Origin of the sequence: Paenibacillus glucanolyticus NBRC 15330, from assembly GCF_004000885.1 — a bacterium.
Taxonomy (GTDB): domain Bacteria; phylum Bacillota; class Bacilli; order Paenibacillales; family Paenibacillaceae; genus Paenibacillus_AQ; species Paenibacillus_AQ glucanolyticus.
Genome location: NZ_BIMC01000012.1, coordinates 99,837 through 117,272, shown reverse-complemented (window position 1 = coordinate 117,272; position 17,436 = coordinate 99,837). Strand labels below are relative to the sequence as shown.

17 protein-coding genes are annotated in these 17,436 nt (G+C 47.9%); 14 read left to right on the top strand and 3 right to left on the bottom strand.

Annotation, left to right across the window (positions count from 1 at the left end; translation table 11 throughout):
• The first annotated feature begins 130 nt into the window (after positions 1 to 130).
• The gene (trmB, locus tag PGL02S_RS17815) at positions 131 to 844 is read left to right on the top strand and encodes a tRNA (guanosine(46)-N7)-methyltransferase TrmB (protein WP_006212261.1); all 714 of its coding nucleotides are present in this window, start codon (positions 131 to 133) and stop codon (positions 842 to 844) included.
• A gap of 178 nt (positions 845 to 1,022) precedes the next feature.
• Here trmB and PGL02S_RS17810 read toward each other — a convergent pair whose 3' ends face one another.
• Positions 1,023 to 2,150: a UDP-N-acetylglucosamine--LPS N-acetylglucosamine transferase gene (locus PGL02S_RS17810; protein ID WP_036639723.1), complete on the bottom strand. Its 1,128-nt coding sequence runs from the start codon at positions 2,148 to 2,150 to the stop codon at positions 1,023 to 1,025.
• Between the two features lie 668 nt (positions 2,151 to 2,818).
• Between PGL02S_RS17810 and PGL02S_RS17805 the strand changes: the two genes are divergently transcribed.
• The 5 genes from PGL02S_RS17805 (at position 2,819) to PGL02S_RS17785 (ending at position 5,993) form a co-directional block, all read left to right on the top strand.
• The gene (locus PGL02S_RS17805) at positions 2,819 to 4,057 is read left to right on the top strand and encodes a glycosyltransferase family 2 protein (protein ID WP_006212259.1); all 1,239 of its coding nucleotides are present in this window, start codon (positions 2,819 to 2,821) and stop codon (positions 4,055 to 4,057) included.
• Between the two features lie 278 nt (positions 4,058 to 4,335).
• A complete protein-coding gene (infC, locus tag PGL02S_RS17800) occupies positions 4,336 to 4,830 on the top strand; it encodes a translation initiation factor IF-3 (RefSeq protein WP_006212258.1) in 495 nt (164 codons plus the stop codon).
• 26 nt (positions 4,831 to 4,856) lie between these two features.
• Complete coding sequence (gene rpmI, locus PGL02S_RS17795; RefSeq protein ID WP_007127239.1) at positions 4,857 to 5,057, top strand: 50S ribosomal protein L35; 201 nt, start codon at positions 4,857 to 4,859, stop codon at positions 5,055 to 5,057.
• A gap of 30 nt (positions 5,058 to 5,087) precedes the next feature.
• The gene (rplT, locus tag PGL02S_RS17790; protein WP_006212255.1) at positions 5,088 to 5,447 is read left to right on the top strand and encodes a 50S ribosomal protein L20; all 360 of its coding nucleotides are present in this window, start codon (positions 5,088 to 5,090) and stop codon (positions 5,445 to 5,447) included.
• A gap of 204 nt (positions 5,448 to 5,651) precedes the next feature.
• On the top strand, positions 5,652 to 5,993 hold the full coding sequence (locus tag PGL02S_RS17785) for a hypothetical protein (protein WP_036639720.1): 342 nt from the start codon (positions 5,652 to 5,654) through the stop codon (positions 5,991 to 5,993).
• On the opposite strand, the gene PGL02S_RS17780 is transcribed toward PGL02S_RS17785, so the two are convergent.
• The gene (locus PGL02S_RS17780) at positions 5,994 to 6,443 is read right to left on the bottom strand and encodes a GNAT family N-acetyltransferase (RefSeq protein WP_006212253.1); all 450 of its coding nucleotides are present in this window, start codon (positions 6,441 to 6,443) and stop codon (positions 5,994 to 5,996) included.
• A gap of 604 nt (positions 6,444 to 7,047) precedes the next feature.
• On the opposite strand from PGL02S_RS17780, the gene ilvB reads away from it, so the two are divergent.
• The 4 genes from ilvB (at position 7,048) to PGL02S_RS17760 (ending at position 12,154) form a co-directional block, all read left to right on the top strand.
• Positions 7,048 to 8,790, top strand: coding sequence for a biosynthetic-type acetolactate synthase large subunit (gene ilvB, locus PGL02S_RS17775; protein ID WP_036639718.1), 1,743 nt, complete (start codon positions 7,048 to 7,050; stop codon positions 8,788 to 8,790).
• Between the two features lies 1 nt (position 8,791).
• A complete protein-coding gene (gene ilvN / locus PGL02S_RS17770) occupies positions 8,792 to 9,277 on the top strand; it encodes an acetolactate synthase small subunit (RefSeq protein ID WP_006212251.1) in 486 nt (161 codons plus the stop codon).
• A 178-nt stretch (positions 9,278 to 9,455) separates the two neighbouring features.
• Positions 9,456 to 10,448 carry a ketol-acid reductoisomerase gene (ilvC, locus tag PGL02S_RS17765; RefSeq protein ID WP_036639716.1) on the top strand — a complete coding sequence of 331 codons (993 nt, stop codon included), beginning with the start codon at positions 9,456 to 9,458 and terminating at the stop codon, positions 10,446 to 10,448.
• Positions 10,449 to 10,615: 167 nt separating this feature from the next.
• Positions 10,616 to 12,154, top strand: a complete 1,539-nt coding sequence (locus tag PGL02S_RS17760) for a 2-isopropylmalate synthase (RefSeq protein ID WP_036639713.1) — start codon at positions 10,616 to 10,618, stop codon at positions 12,152 to 12,154.
• A gap of 191 nt (positions 12,155 to 12,345) precedes the next feature.
• On the opposite strand, the gene PGL02S_RS17755 is transcribed toward PGL02S_RS17760, so the two are convergent.
• On the bottom strand, positions 12,346 to 13,326 hold the full coding sequence (locus PGL02S_RS17755) for an aldo/keto reductase (RefSeq protein WP_036639819.1): 981 nt from the start codon (positions 13,324 to 13,326) through the stop codon (positions 12,346 to 12,348).
• 175 nt (positions 13,327 to 13,501) lie between these two features.
• Between PGL02S_RS17755 and PGL02S_RS17750 the strand changes: the two genes are divergently transcribed.
• From PGL02S_RS17750 to PGL02S_RS17735, 4 genes are all read left to right on the top strand, one after another.
• Entirely contained in the window at positions 13,502 to 14,233 is a 732-nt protein-coding gene (locus tag PGL02S_RS17750; protein WP_255308647.1) for a hypothetical protein, read from the top strand.
• A gap of 595 nt (positions 14,234 to 14,828) precedes the next feature.
• The gene (gene leuB / locus PGL02S_RS17745; protein WP_036639709.1) at positions 14,829 to 15,905 is read left to right on the top strand and encodes a 3-isopropylmalate dehydrogenase; all 1,077 of its coding nucleotides are present in this window, start codon (positions 14,829 to 14,831) and stop codon (positions 15,903 to 15,905) included.
• Between the two features lie 173 nt (positions 15,906 to 16,078).
• Complete coding sequence (locus PGL02S_RS17740; RefSeq protein ID WP_006212244.1) at positions 16,079 to 16,618, top strand: peroxiredoxin; 540 nt, start codon at positions 16,079 to 16,081, stop codon at positions 16,616 to 16,618.
• A 281-nt stretch (positions 16,619 to 16,899) separates the two neighbouring features.
• Positions 16,900 to 17,307 carry a hypothetical protein gene (locus PGL02S_RS17735; RefSeq protein ID WP_006212243.1) on the top strand — a complete coding sequence of 136 codons (408 nt, stop codon included), beginning with the start codon at positions 16,900 to 16,902 and terminating at the stop codon, positions 17,305 to 17,307.
• Positions 17,308 to 17,436: the final 129 nt, after the last annotated feature.

The window sequence follows — 17,436 nt, the reverse complement described above, 5'->3', positions numbered from 1 at the left end:
CCTTTGCGTTAAGCAGAGAATAGGTTCCTTTTTCTATGGGACTCTTTACATTTGGGGTTAACTTCGTCACAATAATGCAGTATCGGGATATAATTCTAAATCTTACTTGGACAAGTTTCGGAGGTATGACATGCGTTTACGCGGAAGAAAAGGTATACGGGAAAATCTGGAGCAGCAGGAAGACCTGGTCGTTTTGGACCCCGGTCAATATAGAGGGAAATGGGCTTCATTATTTGGCAATGATCTTCCGATTCATGTCGAATTCGGCATGGGCAAGGGTCAATTTATCAGCCAGATGAGTTATAAGCACCAGCAAGTGAATTTTATCGGGGTGGACATGTACGATGAGTTGATTCGCCGCGCCAGTGAGAAGGGGCGCAACGTGTGGGCCCAGGAAGGTGTGGATACTCCGCCGAATTTGAAACTGGCGTTGTTTAACATCGAGAGTGTCGAACAGGTTTTTGAGCCTGGCGAAATTGAACGGTTGTATTTGAACTTCAGCGATCCGTGGCCAAAATCAAAACATGCACGCCGTCGTTTGACGCATCCGCGTTTTCTGGACAAATACTCCCAGATACTGAACGATCGCGGGGAGATACATTTCAAGACCGATTCGGTGACACTGTTTGAATTCTCGCTGAATTCCTTTGCTGATTATGGGCTGCAAATGACCAACATTTCACTTGATCTGCATCGTGAAGGATTGAACGAAGAGCATGTAATGACAGAATACGAGACTAAATTCGTTGGTCAAGGCATGCAGATTCATCGCTGCGAGGCCATTGTGGGCAAGGAAGCGCTTGATGCCTATCGCAAGAACCGTCTTGAAAAATACGGAAAATAGTGTGTATGCACGATAATTTCGTCTATGATAACGTTTACAACTATTATAATAGAAGAAAATCTATCAATCGGTGACATATTCACCGAAAAAACGCATAAAAAAGGTGTGCTCCGCTTTTAAAATGTACCCTATAAGATGACCTTTTCCAAAGTGTCTGTCTTATGGGGTACATTTTATTTTAGGAGTACACCTTTTCATTTTCGAGCATATCGATGATGCTGCGCGCGCTTTGCATCGGATGGAAGCGCTCGATATTTCGCAAGTTTTTCGCTCGCTGCAATTGGATCAGATCATAATGCTGGAGCAGTTTATTCATCCATTTACCAATAACCTCCAGCGAAGTGATGGGTTCTCCCAAGCCCTGGGCTGTAAAGTATTGGCAGTTCTCCTCTTCCTGTCCTGGAAGAGGCTGGTGAAACAGCATCGGGATTCCCTTCGCCAGGCCTTCGGTGCATGTCATGCCCCCGGGCTTCGTGACGAGCAGATCCGATACCTCCATCAGCTTGTCAATCTCGCGTGTAAAGCCCAATATCCGGATGTTGGGATGCTGGAACCGCGGATTGCTCTCCATTTCTTCGCGTCCCTTATCGTTATTGCCAAGACAAAATATGATCTGGACTTCGCCCCGCCATCTTGTCAAGAATTCATGGACAACCTCGTCATTCATGATTCCCCAGCCTCCGCCCATGACAAGCACGGTCGGCATATCGGACAACTGAAATCGTTCCCTGATCTCCTCTTTGCCCGGATGAGTCCAGAAGTCAGGATGAATGGGAATGCCGGTAACCTGAATTTTAGCTTGAGACACCCCGCGGTTGAGCAGCTTTCGCTTAACCTCCGGCGTGGATACGAAATAGCGGTCGACTTCAGGGCTAATCCATGTATCATGAGCATCATAATCGGTTATAACGGTACACAGAGGCACATCGGTGCCGAGCCGTTTCAAACGCGAGATCACAGCACTTGGAATGAAATGGGTGCACACGATGATATCGGGTCTGAGTTGTCTGACCACGTTCTTGGTGCTTGTATAGAACATTCGGTGAAGCGCCAATGCGGTGAACCGATTGAAGGATTTTTGATGACGATACATATACCCGACCAATCTCGGGCGAGTTGTGATCGTCTTCCTGTAGGCCGAAATGATCAGTGGAGCGATTTTCGGGTTCAAGAAGCTTCCAAGCTCAAGAACCTTGGTCTGTACGCTAGGCGACAATTGGCGCAGGCTGCTGGAAAGTGCGTGAGCAGCCTGCGTATGGCCTGCACCGAACCCTTCCGATAACAGCAAGACTCTTTTTTTAGCCACTACTTTTCACCCGTTCTGCAGCGTTATTCTTTAACTTTAACATATCGACTTTGGGAATAGAAATCAACCACTTCCAGCCTGTGCTCACGGGACTTTGGTCCCGGGAGAGCAAGCTTTTCTCGGCGAGGTTCTTGCCGGAGCCTTGTTACTAAAGGAGTTAGTCGCCAGCGCGCATTTTGTAGAAAATCAGGGTCCGTGGACTTTTGACTTGAGTATAAGTTGCCGCTACAATGATTCAAACGGGCGTCAAAAAGTTTATTTAGAGAAAGAGTGTTGAAAAACTAAAACTTTTTGGGTGTCTGTTACGTTTATTTATTGGCGGACAAGATTAAAAAATAAAAAATGGGCAGCCAAAGAAATAAAAAGTAAGAAAACAGATGAAAATAAGAACTAAAGCCGTTTGAAACGAAGCTTGCTGGCAAACTGGATCGCAAGCTGCGCTCTTTTACGAAGTTTTTCCGTAAATTAGAGCATTCCACGGTTTTGACAAAAGATTCAAAAGTGTGGAAAATCGTGTATGACGTGCGAAGTTGCCCCGCGGCACCGAGGCTACTATGAAGAAACAGACACAGGTCACAGGGTCATGCAACAACAAAAAAAAGCAAAAAACTTAGAGAGAAAAAATAACAAAACATTCTCGGGTTATAAAAAGGGGGTAACGGAGAATCATGACAGACGCCATCTTTATCGCGCTCCAACTATTTTTGGCCGCGGTGGGTGTGTACCAGTTCGTATTCTCTTTGTTTGGTCTGATCAAGAGAAAAAAGAAGCAGCATTTTGAACCGAATAAATCATTTGCAGTGTTAGTTGCTGCACACAACGAAGAACAGGTTGTCGGAGCTCTGATGGAGAACCTGAAACAGCTTAACTATCCAAAAGATCTGTACGATGTATTTGTCATATGTGACAACTGTACAGACCGTACTGCTGAGATCGTCCGTGCCCACGGGATGAACGCATGCGTGCGTACGAACCAGAATCTGCGAGGCAAAGGCTATGCCATCGAATGGATGCTCAAAGAGCTCTGGGCAATGCCGCGCCAGTATGATGCGGTCGTCATGTTTGATGCAGATAATCTGGCAGATCCGAATTTCCTGATCGAAATGAATAATGATCTTAGCTCTGGAGCGAGAGTTATCCAGGGATACATCGATACCAAGAACCCTGAGGATTCTTGGATCACCGCCTCTTACGGGGTGTCCTATTGGTACATCAACCGTCTGTGGCAGCTTTCCCGCAGCAATCTGAACATGGCCAACTTCCTTGGCGGTACAGGAATGTGCTTCGAGACGAATCTCTTGAAGGAGATGGGTTGGGGCGCAACCAGTCTGGTTGAGGATTTGGAGTTCACCATGCGCAGCGTTATGCGCGGCGTGTACCCGAAATTCAACTATGATGCCAAGGTATTTGACGAAAAGCCGCTTACGTTCAAGGCTTCTGCCAGACAGCGTCTGCGCTGGATGCAGGGTCACTTTACGGTTGCCCGCCGTTATTTTTTCCCGCTGCTGTGGCGTGCCATTAAAGAACGCAGCCTCGTGAAGCTGGACTTGGCTCTGTACGGAGTTAACGTCTACATCGTGCTGCTGACTTTCTTGTTGACGGCCGTCATTTGGATTGACAACTCGTTCTTCGATGGTCCGAATATCGCAAATCTGTATGGATATCTGCCGCTGTGGCTAAGCTTTACCGCGATTGCGGCTAACGTGTTCACGTTCATGATTGCGATGCTGCTTGAGAAGGTCAAATACAAGAAGGTTTACTTGTATCTGGTGCTGTTCCCGATTTACCTGCTGTCGTGGTATCCTATCACGGTGTATGCGTTCTTCACGCAGAACAACAAGCAGTGGAGTCATACGGAGCATACCCGGGTTGTGCGCCTTGAAGAAGTGCAGAGCAAACAAGGGTAATAAAGTTTATGTTATATCTGTGTTGACACAGGCTGGTGGGACCTGTTATACTATCCTAGTCTGTTAAACAGAATATCTGATTGCAAGCAGAAGCGCCGCTTCTCACCTGACTGACATACGTTGGCTGGTTTGATCACGAAATCAATGAATGGATTCAACTTCATTTGTGAGATGAGTATCAAATAGGGATGTCGGTGATTAACCCGTCATCCCTTTATTTTTTTTGCAAACAGGAACAACAAGTAATTTGGAGGTGGAGGACTATCAGTAAGGAACATATGATCAATGACGAGATTCGGGCCAAGGAAGTACGTTTGGTTGGTGCCGAAGGTGAGCAAATCGGGATCAAGCCGATTCGTGAAGCACTGCAAATGGCAATTGATCTCAATCTGGATCTGGTGAACGTGGCCCCTCAGGCGAAACCGCCGGTATGCCGCATCATGGACTACGGTAAATTCCGCTATGAGCAGCAGAAGAAAGAGAAGGAAGCACGTAAGAACCAGAAAATTGTGGATATTAAAGAAGTATGGTTCCGAGCCAACATTGAGGAGCATGATTATCAAACCAAGCTCCGCAATGTCGTTAAGTTTTTGAAAGAAGGCGACAAAGTGAAATGCTCCGTGCGTTTCCGTGGTCGTGAAATCACCCATGCCAACATCGGGCAGAAAATTTTGGAGCGCGTGAAGGTGGAAGTAGCAGATCTCTGCGTCATTGAGCGTCAACCAAAACTGGAAGGCCGCAGCATGATTATGATTTTGGCACCAAAAGCCTAAGAGAAATTAGAGGAGGAAGTACTACAATGCCCAAAATGAAAACACATAGCAGCCTGAAAGGCCGCTTCAAAATTACAGGTACTGGTAAAGTAAAACGTTATAAAGCTTACAAAAACCACTTGCTTTCCCACAAATCCAAGCGTGCGAAGCGCGTATTGTCCAACAGCCCTGTAATGGCGCCTGGAGATGTTAAACGTTTGAAGCAAGGTCTGGCTAACTTGAAATAGTAAACAACAATTATTGGGAGGTCTTTTGATATGGCACGAGTTAAAGGCGGATTTGTCGTTCGTCGTCGACATAAAAAAGTATTGAAGCTTGCGAAAGGTTATTTCGGTTCCAAACACCGCATTTTTAAAACGGCTAACGAGCAGGTAATGAAATCCCTCGTTTATGCATACCGGGATCGTCGCAATACGAAGCGTAATTTCCGCAAATTGTGGATCGTTCGTATCAACGCGGCTGCTCGTCAAAATGGTCTGTCTTACAGCAAATTGATGCATGGTCTGAAACTTGCTGGCGTTGACATTAACCGTAAAATGCTGGCTGATCTGGCTGTTAATGATCTGAACGCGTTCAATTCCTTGGCTACTGTAGCTAAAGAAAAAGTGAACGCTTAATTATACGTGTATGAAAAAACCGCCGTAATATTACGGCGGTTTTTTCGTTTTTGAGGTCTTGTTGCATCCCCCGGATATATAATGCAGCCGAAGCCATGCTTTTTGCAGAATTATGCCTATCTTTTGCCCGATAAGGGCCATTAAACAAGCAAAGGATATCCTTCCTGAATAGATTGAAATGTATATTACCTGAGGAGGGATCTTATGCACAAGCCTGTCAGTAAGGCAAAAGTGAAATCATATGTGGGCAAAGAGATCGTAGCGTATAAGAAAGACGGGACTGTGGTGACAGGCAAGCTGGTACGTGTCTCCGGCAGCCGCCTTTTTGTGGTACCTGCAACAAAGGGCAAAAAAGTAAAGACCAAGGCGATTGTTCCGCTCGCATTGTTTGATCTTCTTGCCATTGGTACGGCTCCATACGCATTCGGCGGCGGTTTTGGCGGCTATCCGGGAGGATACCCTGGAGGATACGGAGGATTTGGACCTGGTTATGGCGGCTACGGCCCAGGTTTCGGACCTGGCTTTGGCGGGGGCTTTTTCTGGTAATTAAGCATACCAGATCTTCTCCAGTTCATAGCATTGGCTTGGTTCAATGATTCTGGTAACCGTATAACCGAGTTTGCGGTAAAAGTTAAGACCAGTTTGGTTGCCGATGTCTACCATGACCTTGGCGCGTTTGCATCCGCGGGATACAGCGAAACGTTCGGCATGTTCCATCAATCGGATACCCCACCGTTTTCGCTGTGCGGTGGGTGCTACGGCCAGCATGTCGATATAGAGCAGTTCGCCGTGCATCATAAAATGGATAAAGGCAATGACTTTTTCGTGATCTGAATTTGAGGCAACGAGAGTCACGCCGCGTCGCAATCGAGAGGGAATATCCTTGCGGATGGTATCCAACTCTTTTTTTGTCATATGGGAAAGCGGGACGAGTTGGGACTCAATCAGCTGTTGAATCATGGGATCATCCTGCCCAGGTTTTCGATAGCGGATCATCGTGTTATTCCCTCCCTTCACCGCTATTCAGTTAGCTCCATTTATCATATGTAGCAGGGTTTAATAGGGTGTTTTACATCAGAAAAGCGAAGGATTAACTCGAATTGCGAATGAAAACCTTTCATCGGAAGTAAAATAAATGTGTTGACTTCTGGAATGAATGAATCATATAATGTTTCTAAACATTTTAACGAATATATCCAATCGGCAATGATGAGGACGAAGTTTAAAGGGCTCTTTTGTTCAGAGAGTGGATGGATCAGCTGAAACCACCACCAAAACCCCTTTTATACGAGCTCACCTCGGAGCTGTTTTCCTGAAAGATGTTACGCTATGACTTTATCGCATTAAGTCGTAACAGCGTTTATTAGGGAAAATCGTCTTAGTCCACGTTACGGACTGCAGATATTGAAGATCTGTGTTTCATGTTCTTCATACCTGCTGAGGCTTTACACTGCGAAGTGTAGGGCAAACATGGGTGGTACCACGGAAGCTAAACCTTTCGTCCCTCACACGGAGATACTCCGGGTGTGGCGACGGAAGGTTTTTTTGTTGCTTGGATGATTGAATGAATGAGTGCCAATATTTGAGAGGAGGATGACTGATGAGCGCGCAAACTCCAGAAGTGCGGTCTACAGAACAATTACGAGAGAAATGGTTGAAGCCTGAAGTGATTACCGGATCGGAAATCTTGCTTCGGAGTCTTCTGCTCGAAGGTGTCGAGTGCGTCTTCGGATATCCGGGTGGAGCGGTCCTGTATATCTACGATGCAATGTATGGTTTTGAGGATTTCAACCATGTCTTGACCCGTCACGAACAAGGCGCAATTCATGCGGCTGACGGCTATGCCCGCGCAAGCGGCAAGGTCGGTGTATGTATAGCGACTTCGGGACCGGGGGCCACAAACCTTGTGACCGGTATTGCAACAGCCTACATGGACTCCGTTCCGCTTGTTGTCATTACCGGAAACGTAGCAACAACCCTGATTGGTACAGATGCTTTCCAGGAAGCGGACATTACGGGCATCACGATGCCGATTACGAAACACAGCTATTTGGTAAGAGATGTGAAAGACCTGCCGCGGGTGATTCACGAAGCCTTCCACATTGCTTCAACAGGACGCAAAGGTCCGGTATTGATCGATGTGCCTAAGGATGTATCGGCAGCAACCACGCTGTTCCAGCCGGATGATCGAATTCAGCTGAGAGGATACAATCCTCGGACCGTGCCAAACAAACTTCAACTGGATAAATTGGCCCGGGCGATCGAGGAAGCGGAACGTCCGATGATTCTTGCAGGCGGCGGCGTGATCTACTCGGGTGCTCATGAAGGACTTTACGAATTCGTGAATAAATCCGGTATTCCGATCACAACCACGCTTCTCGGCTTGGGCGCCTTCCCAAGCGGTCATGACCTGTGGACGGGAATGCCGGGTATGCACGGTACCTACACATCGAACCATGGCATTCAGCAATCGGACCTGCTGATCAACATCGGGGCAAGGTTTGACGACAGGGTTACAGGAAAGCTTGACGGTTTCGCTCCGCATGCGAAGATCGTCCATATCGACATTGACCCGGCTGAGATCGGCAAGAATGTGCCAACGGATATTCCGATTGTCGGGGACGTGAAGACCGTGCTTGAAATGCTGAATCCGATCGTTCCTTATGCGGCGAAGGCAGACGCTTGGAGAGATCAGATCAGCAAATGGAAAGCCGAGTATCCATTCCGTTATGTTGATTCCGAGACGGTGCTGAAGCCGCAGTGGGTTATTGAAATGCTGAATGATACAACGAAGGGTGAAGCGATTGTAACGACGGATGTTGGTCAGCATCAAATGTGGGCTGCTCAGTATTACAAGTTCAACCAGCCTCGTTCATGGATCACCTCCGGTGGACTTGGAACGATGGGCTTCGGATTCCCGTCAGCGATCGGCGCTCAAATGGCACATCCGGATCGGCTGGTTATTTCGATCAACGGGGATGGCGGCATGCAGATGTGTTCGCAGGAGCTTGCCATCTGTGCCATCAACAACATTCCGGTAAAAATCGTTGTTATCAACAACCAGGTGCTCGGCATGGTTCGCCAATGGCAAGAACTGATCTACGATAACCGGTACAGCCACATCGACCTGGCAGGAAGCCCTGATTTCGTTAAGCTGGCAGAAGCCTATGGAGTCAAGGGACTTCGTGCCACTACGAAAGAAGAAGCACAGCGTGCATGGGCTGAAGCGCTGGAAACACCGGGACCAGTCCTCGTCGAATTCGTTGTTGAGAAAGGCGAGAACGTGTATCCGATGGTGACGCAAGGGTCGACAATCGATCAAATGCTGATGGGGGATGCGTAAGATGAGTACAAAACATACCATTGCCGTACTAGTGAACGACCAGCCGGGTGTTCTGCAGCGTGTATCGGGATTATTCGGACGCAGAGGTTTTAACATCGAGAGCATTACGGTGGGCCAGTCGGAGGAAGCCGGATTATCCCGGATGGTTATCGTAACCACCGGTGATGAAACGACATTGGAGCAGGTTGAGAAGCAGCTTTACAAGCTGATCGATGTCATCAAAGTTATCAACCTGAGCTCGAAACCGATGGTGGCCAGAGAGCTTGCCCTGATTAAGGTGAAGGCAGAGCCTTCAGCCAGACCGGAGATTATGGGCGTTGTTGAGACCTTCCGTGCATCGGTTGTGGATATCGGCACAGCAAACATGATGGTTCAGGTCGTAGGCGACACAGTCAAAATCGATGCCATGATCGAGCTGCTTAAGCCGTACGGCATTCAGGAGCTTTCCCGTACCGGGGTTACTGCGATGATTCGCGGTAACGCGTAATGATTCTATACGATGATCAATTACCCGAGATTACAAAGTTTACAGCTAATATAAAGCGATAGACGCCCGCATCGCATGAGCGGGTGTCTCAGCGGATCGGTGATTGGGAATAAAGTCGGTCTATTGAGATACCCGCTCATCATGAAGGGTCTTTAAAATCAAAGGAGGACTTATACAAATGGCAATTACTACTTATTATGAACAAGATGCAGAACTCAGCGTGTTGAAAGACAAAACAATCGCGGTTATCGGTTATGGCAGCCAAGGTCATGCCCAGGCACAAAACCTGCGTGACAGCGGATTGCAGGTCGTGATCGGTCTTCGCGAAGGTAAATCTTTTGATAAAGCGAAAAACGATGGCTTTGAAGTGCTTCCTGTAGCAGAGGCTGTTAGCCGTGCTGACGTGGTACAAATCCTGATGCCGGACGAAACGCAAGCATCCGTGTACAAAAACGATATCGAGCCAAACCTGAAAAAAGGCGCTGCCTTGATGTTCTCCCACGGATTTAACGTTCACTTCGGTCAAATCGTAGCTCCTAAAGACAACGATGTCCTTCTGGTTGCACCTAAATCCCCGGGCCACATGGTTCGCCGTACGTATGTTGAAGGCTTTGGCGTACCTGGATTGATCGCAATCGAGAAAGATGCGACTGGACAAGCTAAGGCGATCGGCCTTGCTTACGCAAAAGGCATTGGCTGTACTCGTGCAGGCGTTATCGAGACTTCCTTCCGCGAAGAAACCGAAACCGATTTGTTCGGTGAGCAAGCGGTATTATGCGGCGGTGTATCCGCATTGGTCAAAGCCGGTTTCGAAACATTGACGGAAGCTGGATATGCGCCGGAGATGGCATACTTTGAGTGTCTGCATGAATTGAAGCTTATTGTAGATATGATCTATGAAGGCGGCCTTGCAAGCATGCGCGACTCCATCAGCAACACGGCTGAATATGGCGACTATGTAACAGGACCGCGCGTTGTAACTGAAGATACGAAGAAGGCGATGAAAGAAGTGCTGTCCGATATTCAACAAGGTAAATTCGCACGCGACTTTATCCTTGAGAACCAATCCGGACGTGCATTCCTGACAGCTACTCGCCGCAACGAATCCGAGCATCCGATTGAAGTGGTCGGTGCCGAGCTTCGTGAAATGATGCATTGGATCAAAAAATAAGAATATATAGAATTCATAAGGAATTCTTCAGGAATGGGGCAGTCAAGCATCAGTTCAATGGTGCTGCTGCCCGTACCCTGTAAATCAAGCAGCCGGCGGCAGGGTATAGGATGAACCTGCCGCCGGATGTTTAACGTCATGCGATAAAACTTCAAGGAGGTGCCGACATGCGAAAGATTTATGTCTTTGATACAACGCTGAGGGATGGAGAGCAGTCTCCTGGCGTGAACTTGAACACTCGGGAAAAGGTGGAAATTGCCCTTCAACTCGAAAAGTTGAAAATCGACCGCATGGAAGCAGGTTTTCCGGCTGCGTCACCTGGTGATCTTGCAGCTGTGAATGCAGTGGCACGCGCGGTCAAGGACGTTACGGTCATTGGACTGTCACGCTCCAGAGAGAACGACATCGATGCGGTTAGGGAAGCCCTGCAAGGAGCACAGGATCCGTGCATTCACGTGTTCCTGGCTACATCGCCGATTCACCGCAAGTTCAAGCTGCGGATGGAGAAGCAGCAGGTGCTGGAAACGGCACAAGCTTCGATTCGTTATGCCAAGAAGTATTTCTCCAAAGTGGAATTTTCCCTGGAGGATGCTGGCCGGACAGAGCTGGATTTCATGGCGGAAGTGGTCGGCATGGCCGTGCGGGAAGGCGCGAACGTTGTGAATATTCCGGATACGGTAGGTTATTTGAATCCTTCGGAGTATGGAGCCATATTTAAATACCTGAAGGAAAATGTTCCGGATATCGAGAAGGTTCAACTGAGTGCGCACTGTCATAACGATCTGGGAATGGCTACGGCAAACACGCTTGCTGCCATCCTGAACGGGGCTGATCAGATTGAGGGAACAATTAATGGTATCGGCGAACGCGCAGGAAATACGGCAATCGAAGAGATTGCGATGGCGCTGGCGACCCGCGAGGAATTTTTCGAAGCGAAGACCGGACTTGTGCTGACCGAGATTGCCCGCACAAGCCGCCTTGTGAGCAAGCTTACGGGAATGGTAGTGCCAGGAAACAAAGCTATTGTAGGGGCAAATGCATTCGCTCATGAATCCGGCATTCATCAGGACGGGATGCTGAAGGAAAAAACGACATACGAGATCATGACGCCAGAGTCGATCGGCCTTAAAGAAAGCAAACTCGTACTAGGCAAGCATTCCGGTCGTCATGCCTTCCGCGAGAAATTGCTGGATCTGGGTTATGAGTTAAGCGAAGAGCAGGTGAATGACGCCTTCGCTAAATTCAAGGTGCTGGCTGATAAGAAGAAGGAAGTATCCGATGAGGATCTGCTGGCTTTGCTGGAGGAGAAACTGATTGATACGCCGGAAGTATTCAAGCTGGAAACAATCTTTGTTGCTTATGGCAATGAATCCACGCCGACGGCCAGGGTTCGCATTGCAACAGCAGAACAGACTATTGAGGAAGAAGCCGAGGGCAACGGTTCCGTTGATGCAATCTATAATGCGATCGACAAGGTGACCGGGGAAGAGGTAACACTCGCGGACTATTCCATTAAATCGGTTACCCACGGGAAGGATGCTCAAGGCGAAGTGCATGTAGTCCTGTCACAAAATGATGTGGCTGCACAGGGACGCGGCTTGAGTACCGACATTCTTGAAGCTAGCGCAAGAGCTTACGTGGATGCGGTTAACGTTCTGATTGAGAAACGCAAAACCTTTAGCCGGCGCGAGCGGGCTACACTATAAATACTTAATGCGAAGGGTAACTCTGTTTCCCGAGTGGTAGCAGTGGAGATATCCAATGAAAAAGAGGGGCCGCCTGTTGAAGCGGTCCCTCTTTTTTGGTCACTGCGATATATATAGCTTACCTGCTGTTATCCGTACGATGACGCTCGAATTAATCAGGCTTGAAGTAACCGTCGAGACGCTGCAAGTATTTACCAGGCGTAAGCTTGTGGAGCGGCTCCTCCCGGACCCGGGAAGATTTCATCGAGACGCTTCATCACCGACTCATCGAGCTCAACCTCAAGCGAACGAAGAGAACTTTCGAATTGCTCCAAGGTGCGTGGACCGATAATTGGTCCTGTAACAGCCGGATTCTTGAGCACCCAGGCCAGGGCTACATTATCCTGCGGTTCCCCAAGCTCTTGGCAGAGAGCAGCGAACTGTTCCAGCTGTGGGCGATATTTTTCCACACGCTCCGCATTTCCGCCACTGCGTGAGCCCTCCATTTTCTTGAGCGCATTGCGTCCGAGTAATCCGCCATCCAGCGGGCTCCAGGGAATCACACCGAGTCCAAGCTTCTGCGAAGCAGGAAGCACTTCGAGTTCTGGCAGCCTGCAGGTCAGGCTGTATTTATGCTGCTCGGAGACCAGGCCGAGGAAATGCCGATTCTGCGCAGCAGCTTGAGCAACTGCAATCTGCCAGCCAGCAAAGTTGCTGGATCCAACATATCCGATCTTCCCTTGCTGAACCGCAACTTCAAAAGCTCCCCACAGCTCGTCCCATGTAACGGATAAATCAATATGATGCATTTGATACAGCTCGATATGATCGGTTTGTAAACGCTTTAGCGATGCTTCGAGATGACGGCGAAGTTTATAGCTGGACAGTCCGGCTTCATTGTTGGGGCCATCCAGCGGATCACTCATGGAACCGTAGAATTTGGTAGCCAAAACGACTTTCTCACGACGGCCTCCGCCCTGGTTGAACCAGCGTCCAATGATGGTTTCGGTCAGCCCGGAGTTCTCGCCCCAACCGTAGACATTAGCCGTGTCGAAGAAGTTAACGCCTGCATCGAGCGCTGCATCCATAATACGGAAGGCTTCTTTTTCATCCGTAGATGGACCAAAGTTCATAGTTCCGAGACAAAGACGACTTACTTTCATACCCGATTTACCGAGTGTGGTGTACTGCATCATTGTTGATCACTCCTTGGTCGTGTAGGATATAAGACAAATTCATCCCTATTGTAGCGTATTGGAGGAAAATTGTAACTAATGGCATTCAGTAACGTTAATATTAATAAAGACAGAGTTTATGAGGAGGGATAGGATGAATCGAAGAATCCCTATGAAGAATCTTTTCTTACTAGTGTCATTAATTTCCATGCTGCTGATTAGCGCTTGTAACCAAGCGCAATCTGACACGTTTGGCTCCGCTGAGTCCAAGGAATCGATTGATAATCTGCCAAGTCTTCAGTCCGTATCATTGTCGGAGAATAACAAGCAGGTGATTCGAGAAACCTTTGATTCCGTGAAGGAACTTCAAGATAGAATCCGAAGTGGTCCAAATCCGGATTGGGTCGTAAAGGATGAAAAGGTTAATATATCGCTGAGCGATTATGTATTAGCCAAGAAAAACAGGGATTTAATCTATGCCTTGAATCAAGTGGTAGAGATTCCTTCAGACGAAGCACTCCTACAGGATATGGTCACCAAGCAGTTAACCGTGAATTATGCCAAACAGTCAGGTATTGTGGTAACACCCGAAGAAGTCAGCGAGGCAGTCCATTTTCAAAAAGCAGCGCTGGATGAAGCTGATCCGAATGATGAGAACCACCAGTTGATCCGTTATATGATGGAGAACCGCATCCGCATTACCGGTATGACTACAGAAGAGTTTTGGAACAGTGATGAGGTATACGAAGCCTACGAAACCTCGCTATACATCAGTAAATTCCTCCAGAGCATCCTGACAGACGAGAGCATGAAGGGCATGGACAGTTATCAGCAGCTCCAGGAAAAGCTCTTCGACGATTTCCAGAAGGCGCATCCCATTAAGGTGCCGGACTTTGACGTGTTGTTCCAAGAAGTCGACCTGTAATAAAGCAAGAAGTAGTAGCCAAAAGCCAAACTATTATTAACCAAGTATCCCTTCATGACTTCATGAGATTACCTTCAAGCCGCCGTCCGATGCCTTTTGCAAGGGCGGCTTTTTGTCCCCCTTCTAACCCTTGTGATCAGGGGGATTCGCATCCGCTGGGACGCTATTTCGCTCTGCTTCGAAGCAGCGGAGAGGACGAATCGATTCCGGAAAAGCGAAGCGGTCGCCTTTGGAGCCGAATTTTAACCATTAAAACATAATCCAAGAAATTCGGCGACAACAGCGATTGGAGGAACGATACGTACTCGGAGCCCCCCATAAACACTTCGAAGCTCTGGCATAAACTCTTCGGAGCCTCCACATAACCCCTTCGAAGCTCTCGCATAAACTCCCCGAAACACTCGCTTAAACTCCTCGAAGCCCCACGCTCATTCGCACACGCCACCATCTCCCTGATCACATCCCCCTCTACTTATAGGCAAAACGAATTAAGTTCATAGTTTCTATATCTTGGTCAATCGAGGGGGAAGTATGTTACAACAGTAACTAGATGATTAAAACGACCAGTGCATTTATAAATAAGGAGTGACGAAGGATGGCTGAAACGAAGAAAATCGCCGTAATTGCCGGAGACGGTATCGGTCCTGAAGTAGTAGCGGAAGCGGAAAAAATTATTAAACGTACCGAAGAGGTGTTTGGATATTCTTTTACAGCAGAGCATGCGCTGTTTGGCGGCATTGCCATTGACGAGAAAGGAACGCCTTTGCCAGAAGAAACGTTGAGCGTGTGCAAAAGCGCCGATGCGGTGCTGCTTGGTGCGGTAGGCGGACCGAAATGGGATAACAATTCGAAGGAGCTTCGTCCTGAAACCGGTTTGCTTGGCATTCGTAAAGAGCTCGGCTTGTTCTCCAACCTGCGTCCGGCCGTCATTTTTGATTGCTTGAAAGACGCTTCCACATTGAAGCCTGAAGTTCTGGAAGGCACGGACCTGATGGTCGTTCGCGAGCTGACGGGAGGTATTTACTTCGGTGAGAAGTTCAGACGCGAAGGTGCTGGCGGCGAAGAAGCGGTGGATACTTGCGTGTACAACACAGCAGAGATTGAGCGCATTGTGCATCAAGCTTTTGAGATCGCTCAGAAGCGCCGGAAGAAGCTTGCTTCCGTTGATAAAGCAAACGTTCTTGAAACCTCCCGTCTATGGCGCGAAACGGTAAACCGCATCGCTCCTGAATATCCGGATGTGGAGTTGGAGCATGTACTTGTGGACAACTGCGCGATGCAGCTCCTGCGCCGGCCGTCCAGCTTCGATGTTATTGTAACCGAGAATATGTTCGGTGACATTCTGAGCGATGAAGCAGCTATGCTGACAGGTTCCATCGGCATGCTGGCATCAGCATCCATGGGTGAAGGCGCCTTCGGATTGTATGAGCCCGTGCACGGTTCCGCACCTGACATTGCGGGTCAAGGCTTGGCGAATCCAATCGCAACCATTTTATCCGTAGCTCTGATGTACCGTCTTACCTTCGGTTATGAAGATGCCGCGGACGCGATCGAGCGTGCAGTTGCCGAGGTGCTTGATGCCGGACATCGCACAGCGGACATCGCCGTGGATAAGAGCAAGGCGCTCAGCACGACCGAGATGGGCGATCTGATCGCCGCAGCTATCCGTTAATACAGGAAGCAGCTGTTCGAGAAAACTTCTTATTTATAATAATTATAATAAAGTAACCTTTATAATCTTGACTTTGATTAGCCTCGATGATAACATTTCTATTAAATGTTCATAGGAACATAGAATGTAGGAAGTAATCATTTTTCTTACATATGTTAAGGAGGAATTCAATCATGGCAGAACGTTTGGTTGGTAAAGCGGCTCCTGATTTTACAATGGAAACCGTATCAGGAGACGGGAAAGATTTTGGAAAAGTTAGCCTGTCCGACTACCGCGGCAAATGGCTCGTATTCTTCTTCTATCCGCTTGATTTCACTTTTGTATGCCCGACTGAAATCACGGCATTGAGCGATGCTTACGATCAATTCAAAGCATTGGATACTGAAATTCTGGGTGTGAGTGTTGACTCTATCCACAGCCACAAAGCTTGGATCAACACTTCCAAAGAAGCTAATGGTCTGGGAACATTGAATTTCCCACTGGCTTCCGACATCACCAAAAACGTAGCTAAAGACTACGGCGTTCTGATCGAAGAAGAAGGCGTTGCACTTCGCGGCCTCTACATCATCGATCCTGAAGGCGAATTGAAATATCAAGTTGTTAACCATAACGACGTAGGCCGCAGTGTTGAGGAAACCCTTCGTGTTCTCCAGGCACTTCAATCCGGCGGATTGTGCGCTATGAACTGGAAGCCAGGCGACAACAACCTGTAATTCCATTTCGTTAAAGTTAGGACAACCCTCATTATCTGACATTATGTGCAGGTAGTGGGGGTTTTTTCTCACTGATTTTATTGGATGATTTAGGGGAAGACTCTTGTTTAGAGAACCGCGCTTGCGTTGATATATAATTAAAGATATAGGCTGACAGACTTACGGTTAGGGAATATGGCCCAAATTTTTAATCAAGGTTTTTTTCATGAAGGAATTAGCGTGAGTGAAAGCGAATACAATATTTTGAAACGGTGGAGAATCCATGGAGGAGGGTGAACGATATGAGTTTTTGCTGTGGGGCTAGTATGATGGGTACAAAGGGTACACTGAAGCATTATCGCACTCAAGTACATAATGTTCCCCTGCTGTTTTGTCCGGTCTGCCATCGCGTAGAGGTACATCATCGGGTGGAGAATGAGTATGAAATATTAGCCGAATACGCCCATGGTGACGGAGCATCCCAGGTGGATTTTCAGGATTATGTGATGGAAGATGAGGATGCGATATTTGAGAATGTTGTCAACCGCGAGTCGGAGGATCCCCTTACGGTTGTTCAGAGTCAGATTGATATGTCGTTAGATCTCTTGGTGGTTGCCAAATGGATGGAGGATGAGAAGTGGCAGGGCGAACTGAAAAGACGGCTTGCTGTAATGAGTCAGCGCAGGCTCCGGCTCCAGAAGCAACCTTAATTCAGGAATTAATTAAGCCTCGTTAATACCCGGGGCTTTTTTAATGTTTCAATTTCAAACCCATTGGTTAATGATTTATGTTATTTGTTAGGAATGAGGGTCCTATCCTTTACATATACGTAAATGCAT

Bases quoted from the DNA above. Each gene is read 5' to 3' on its own strand.
- leuB (WP_036639709.1), top strand. From the start codon at position 14,829: ATGGCTGAAACGAAGAAAATCGCCGTAATTGCCGGAGACGGTATCGGT.
- infC (WP_006212258.1), top strand. From the start codon at position 4,336: ATGATCAATGACGAGATTCGGGCCAAGGAAGTACGTTTGGTTGGTGCC.
- PGL02S_RS17735 (WP_006212243.1), top strand. From the start codon at position 16,900: ATGAGTTTTTGCTGTGGGGCTAGTATGATGGGTACAAAGGGTACACTG.
- PGL02S_RS17740 (WP_006212244.1), top strand. From the start codon at position 16,079: ATGGCAGAACGTTTGGTTGGTAAAGCGGCTCCTGATTTTACAATGGAA.
- PGL02S_RS17805 (WP_006212259.1), top strand. From the start codon at position 2,819: ATGACAGACGCCATCTTTATCGCGCTCCAACTATTTTTGGCCGCGGTG.
- trmB (WP_006212261.1), top strand. From the start codon at position 131: ATGCGTTTACGCGGAAGAAAAGGTATACGGGAAAATCTGGAGCAGCAG.
- PGL02S_RS17760 (WP_036639713.1), top strand. From the start codon at position 10,616: ATGCGAAAGATTTATGTCTTTGATACAACGCTGAGGGATGGAGAGCAG.
- PGL02S_RS17785 (WP_036639720.1), top strand. From the start codon at position 5,652: ATGCACAAGCCTGTCAGTAAGGCAAAAGTGAAATCATATGTGGGCAAA.
- rpmI (WP_007127239.1), top strand. From the start codon at position 4,857: ATGCCCAAAATGAAAACACATAGCAGCCTGAAAGGCCGCTTCAAAATT.
- ilvC (WP_036639716.1), top strand. From the start codon at position 9,456: ATGGCAATTACTACTTATTATGAACAAGATGCAGAACTCAGCGTGTTG.
- rplT (WP_006212255.1), top strand. From the start codon at position 5,088: ATGGCACGAGTTAAAGGCGGATTTGTCGTTCGTCGTCGACATAAAAAA.
- ilvB (WP_036639718.1), top strand. From the start codon at position 7,048: ATGAGCGCGCAAACTCCAGAAGTGCGGTCTACAGAACAATTACGAGAG.
- PGL02S_RS17755 (WP_036639819.1), bottom strand. From the start codon at position 13,326: ATGCAGTACACCACACTCGGTAAATCGGGTATGAAAGTAAGTCGTCTT.
- ilvN (WP_006212251.1), top strand. From the start codon at position 8,792: ATGAGTACAAAACATACCATTGCCGTACTAGTGAACGACCAGCCGGGT.
- PGL02S_RS17780 (WP_006212253.1), bottom strand. From the start codon at position 6,443: ATGATCCGCTATCGAAAACCTGGGCAGGATGATCCCATGATTCAACAG.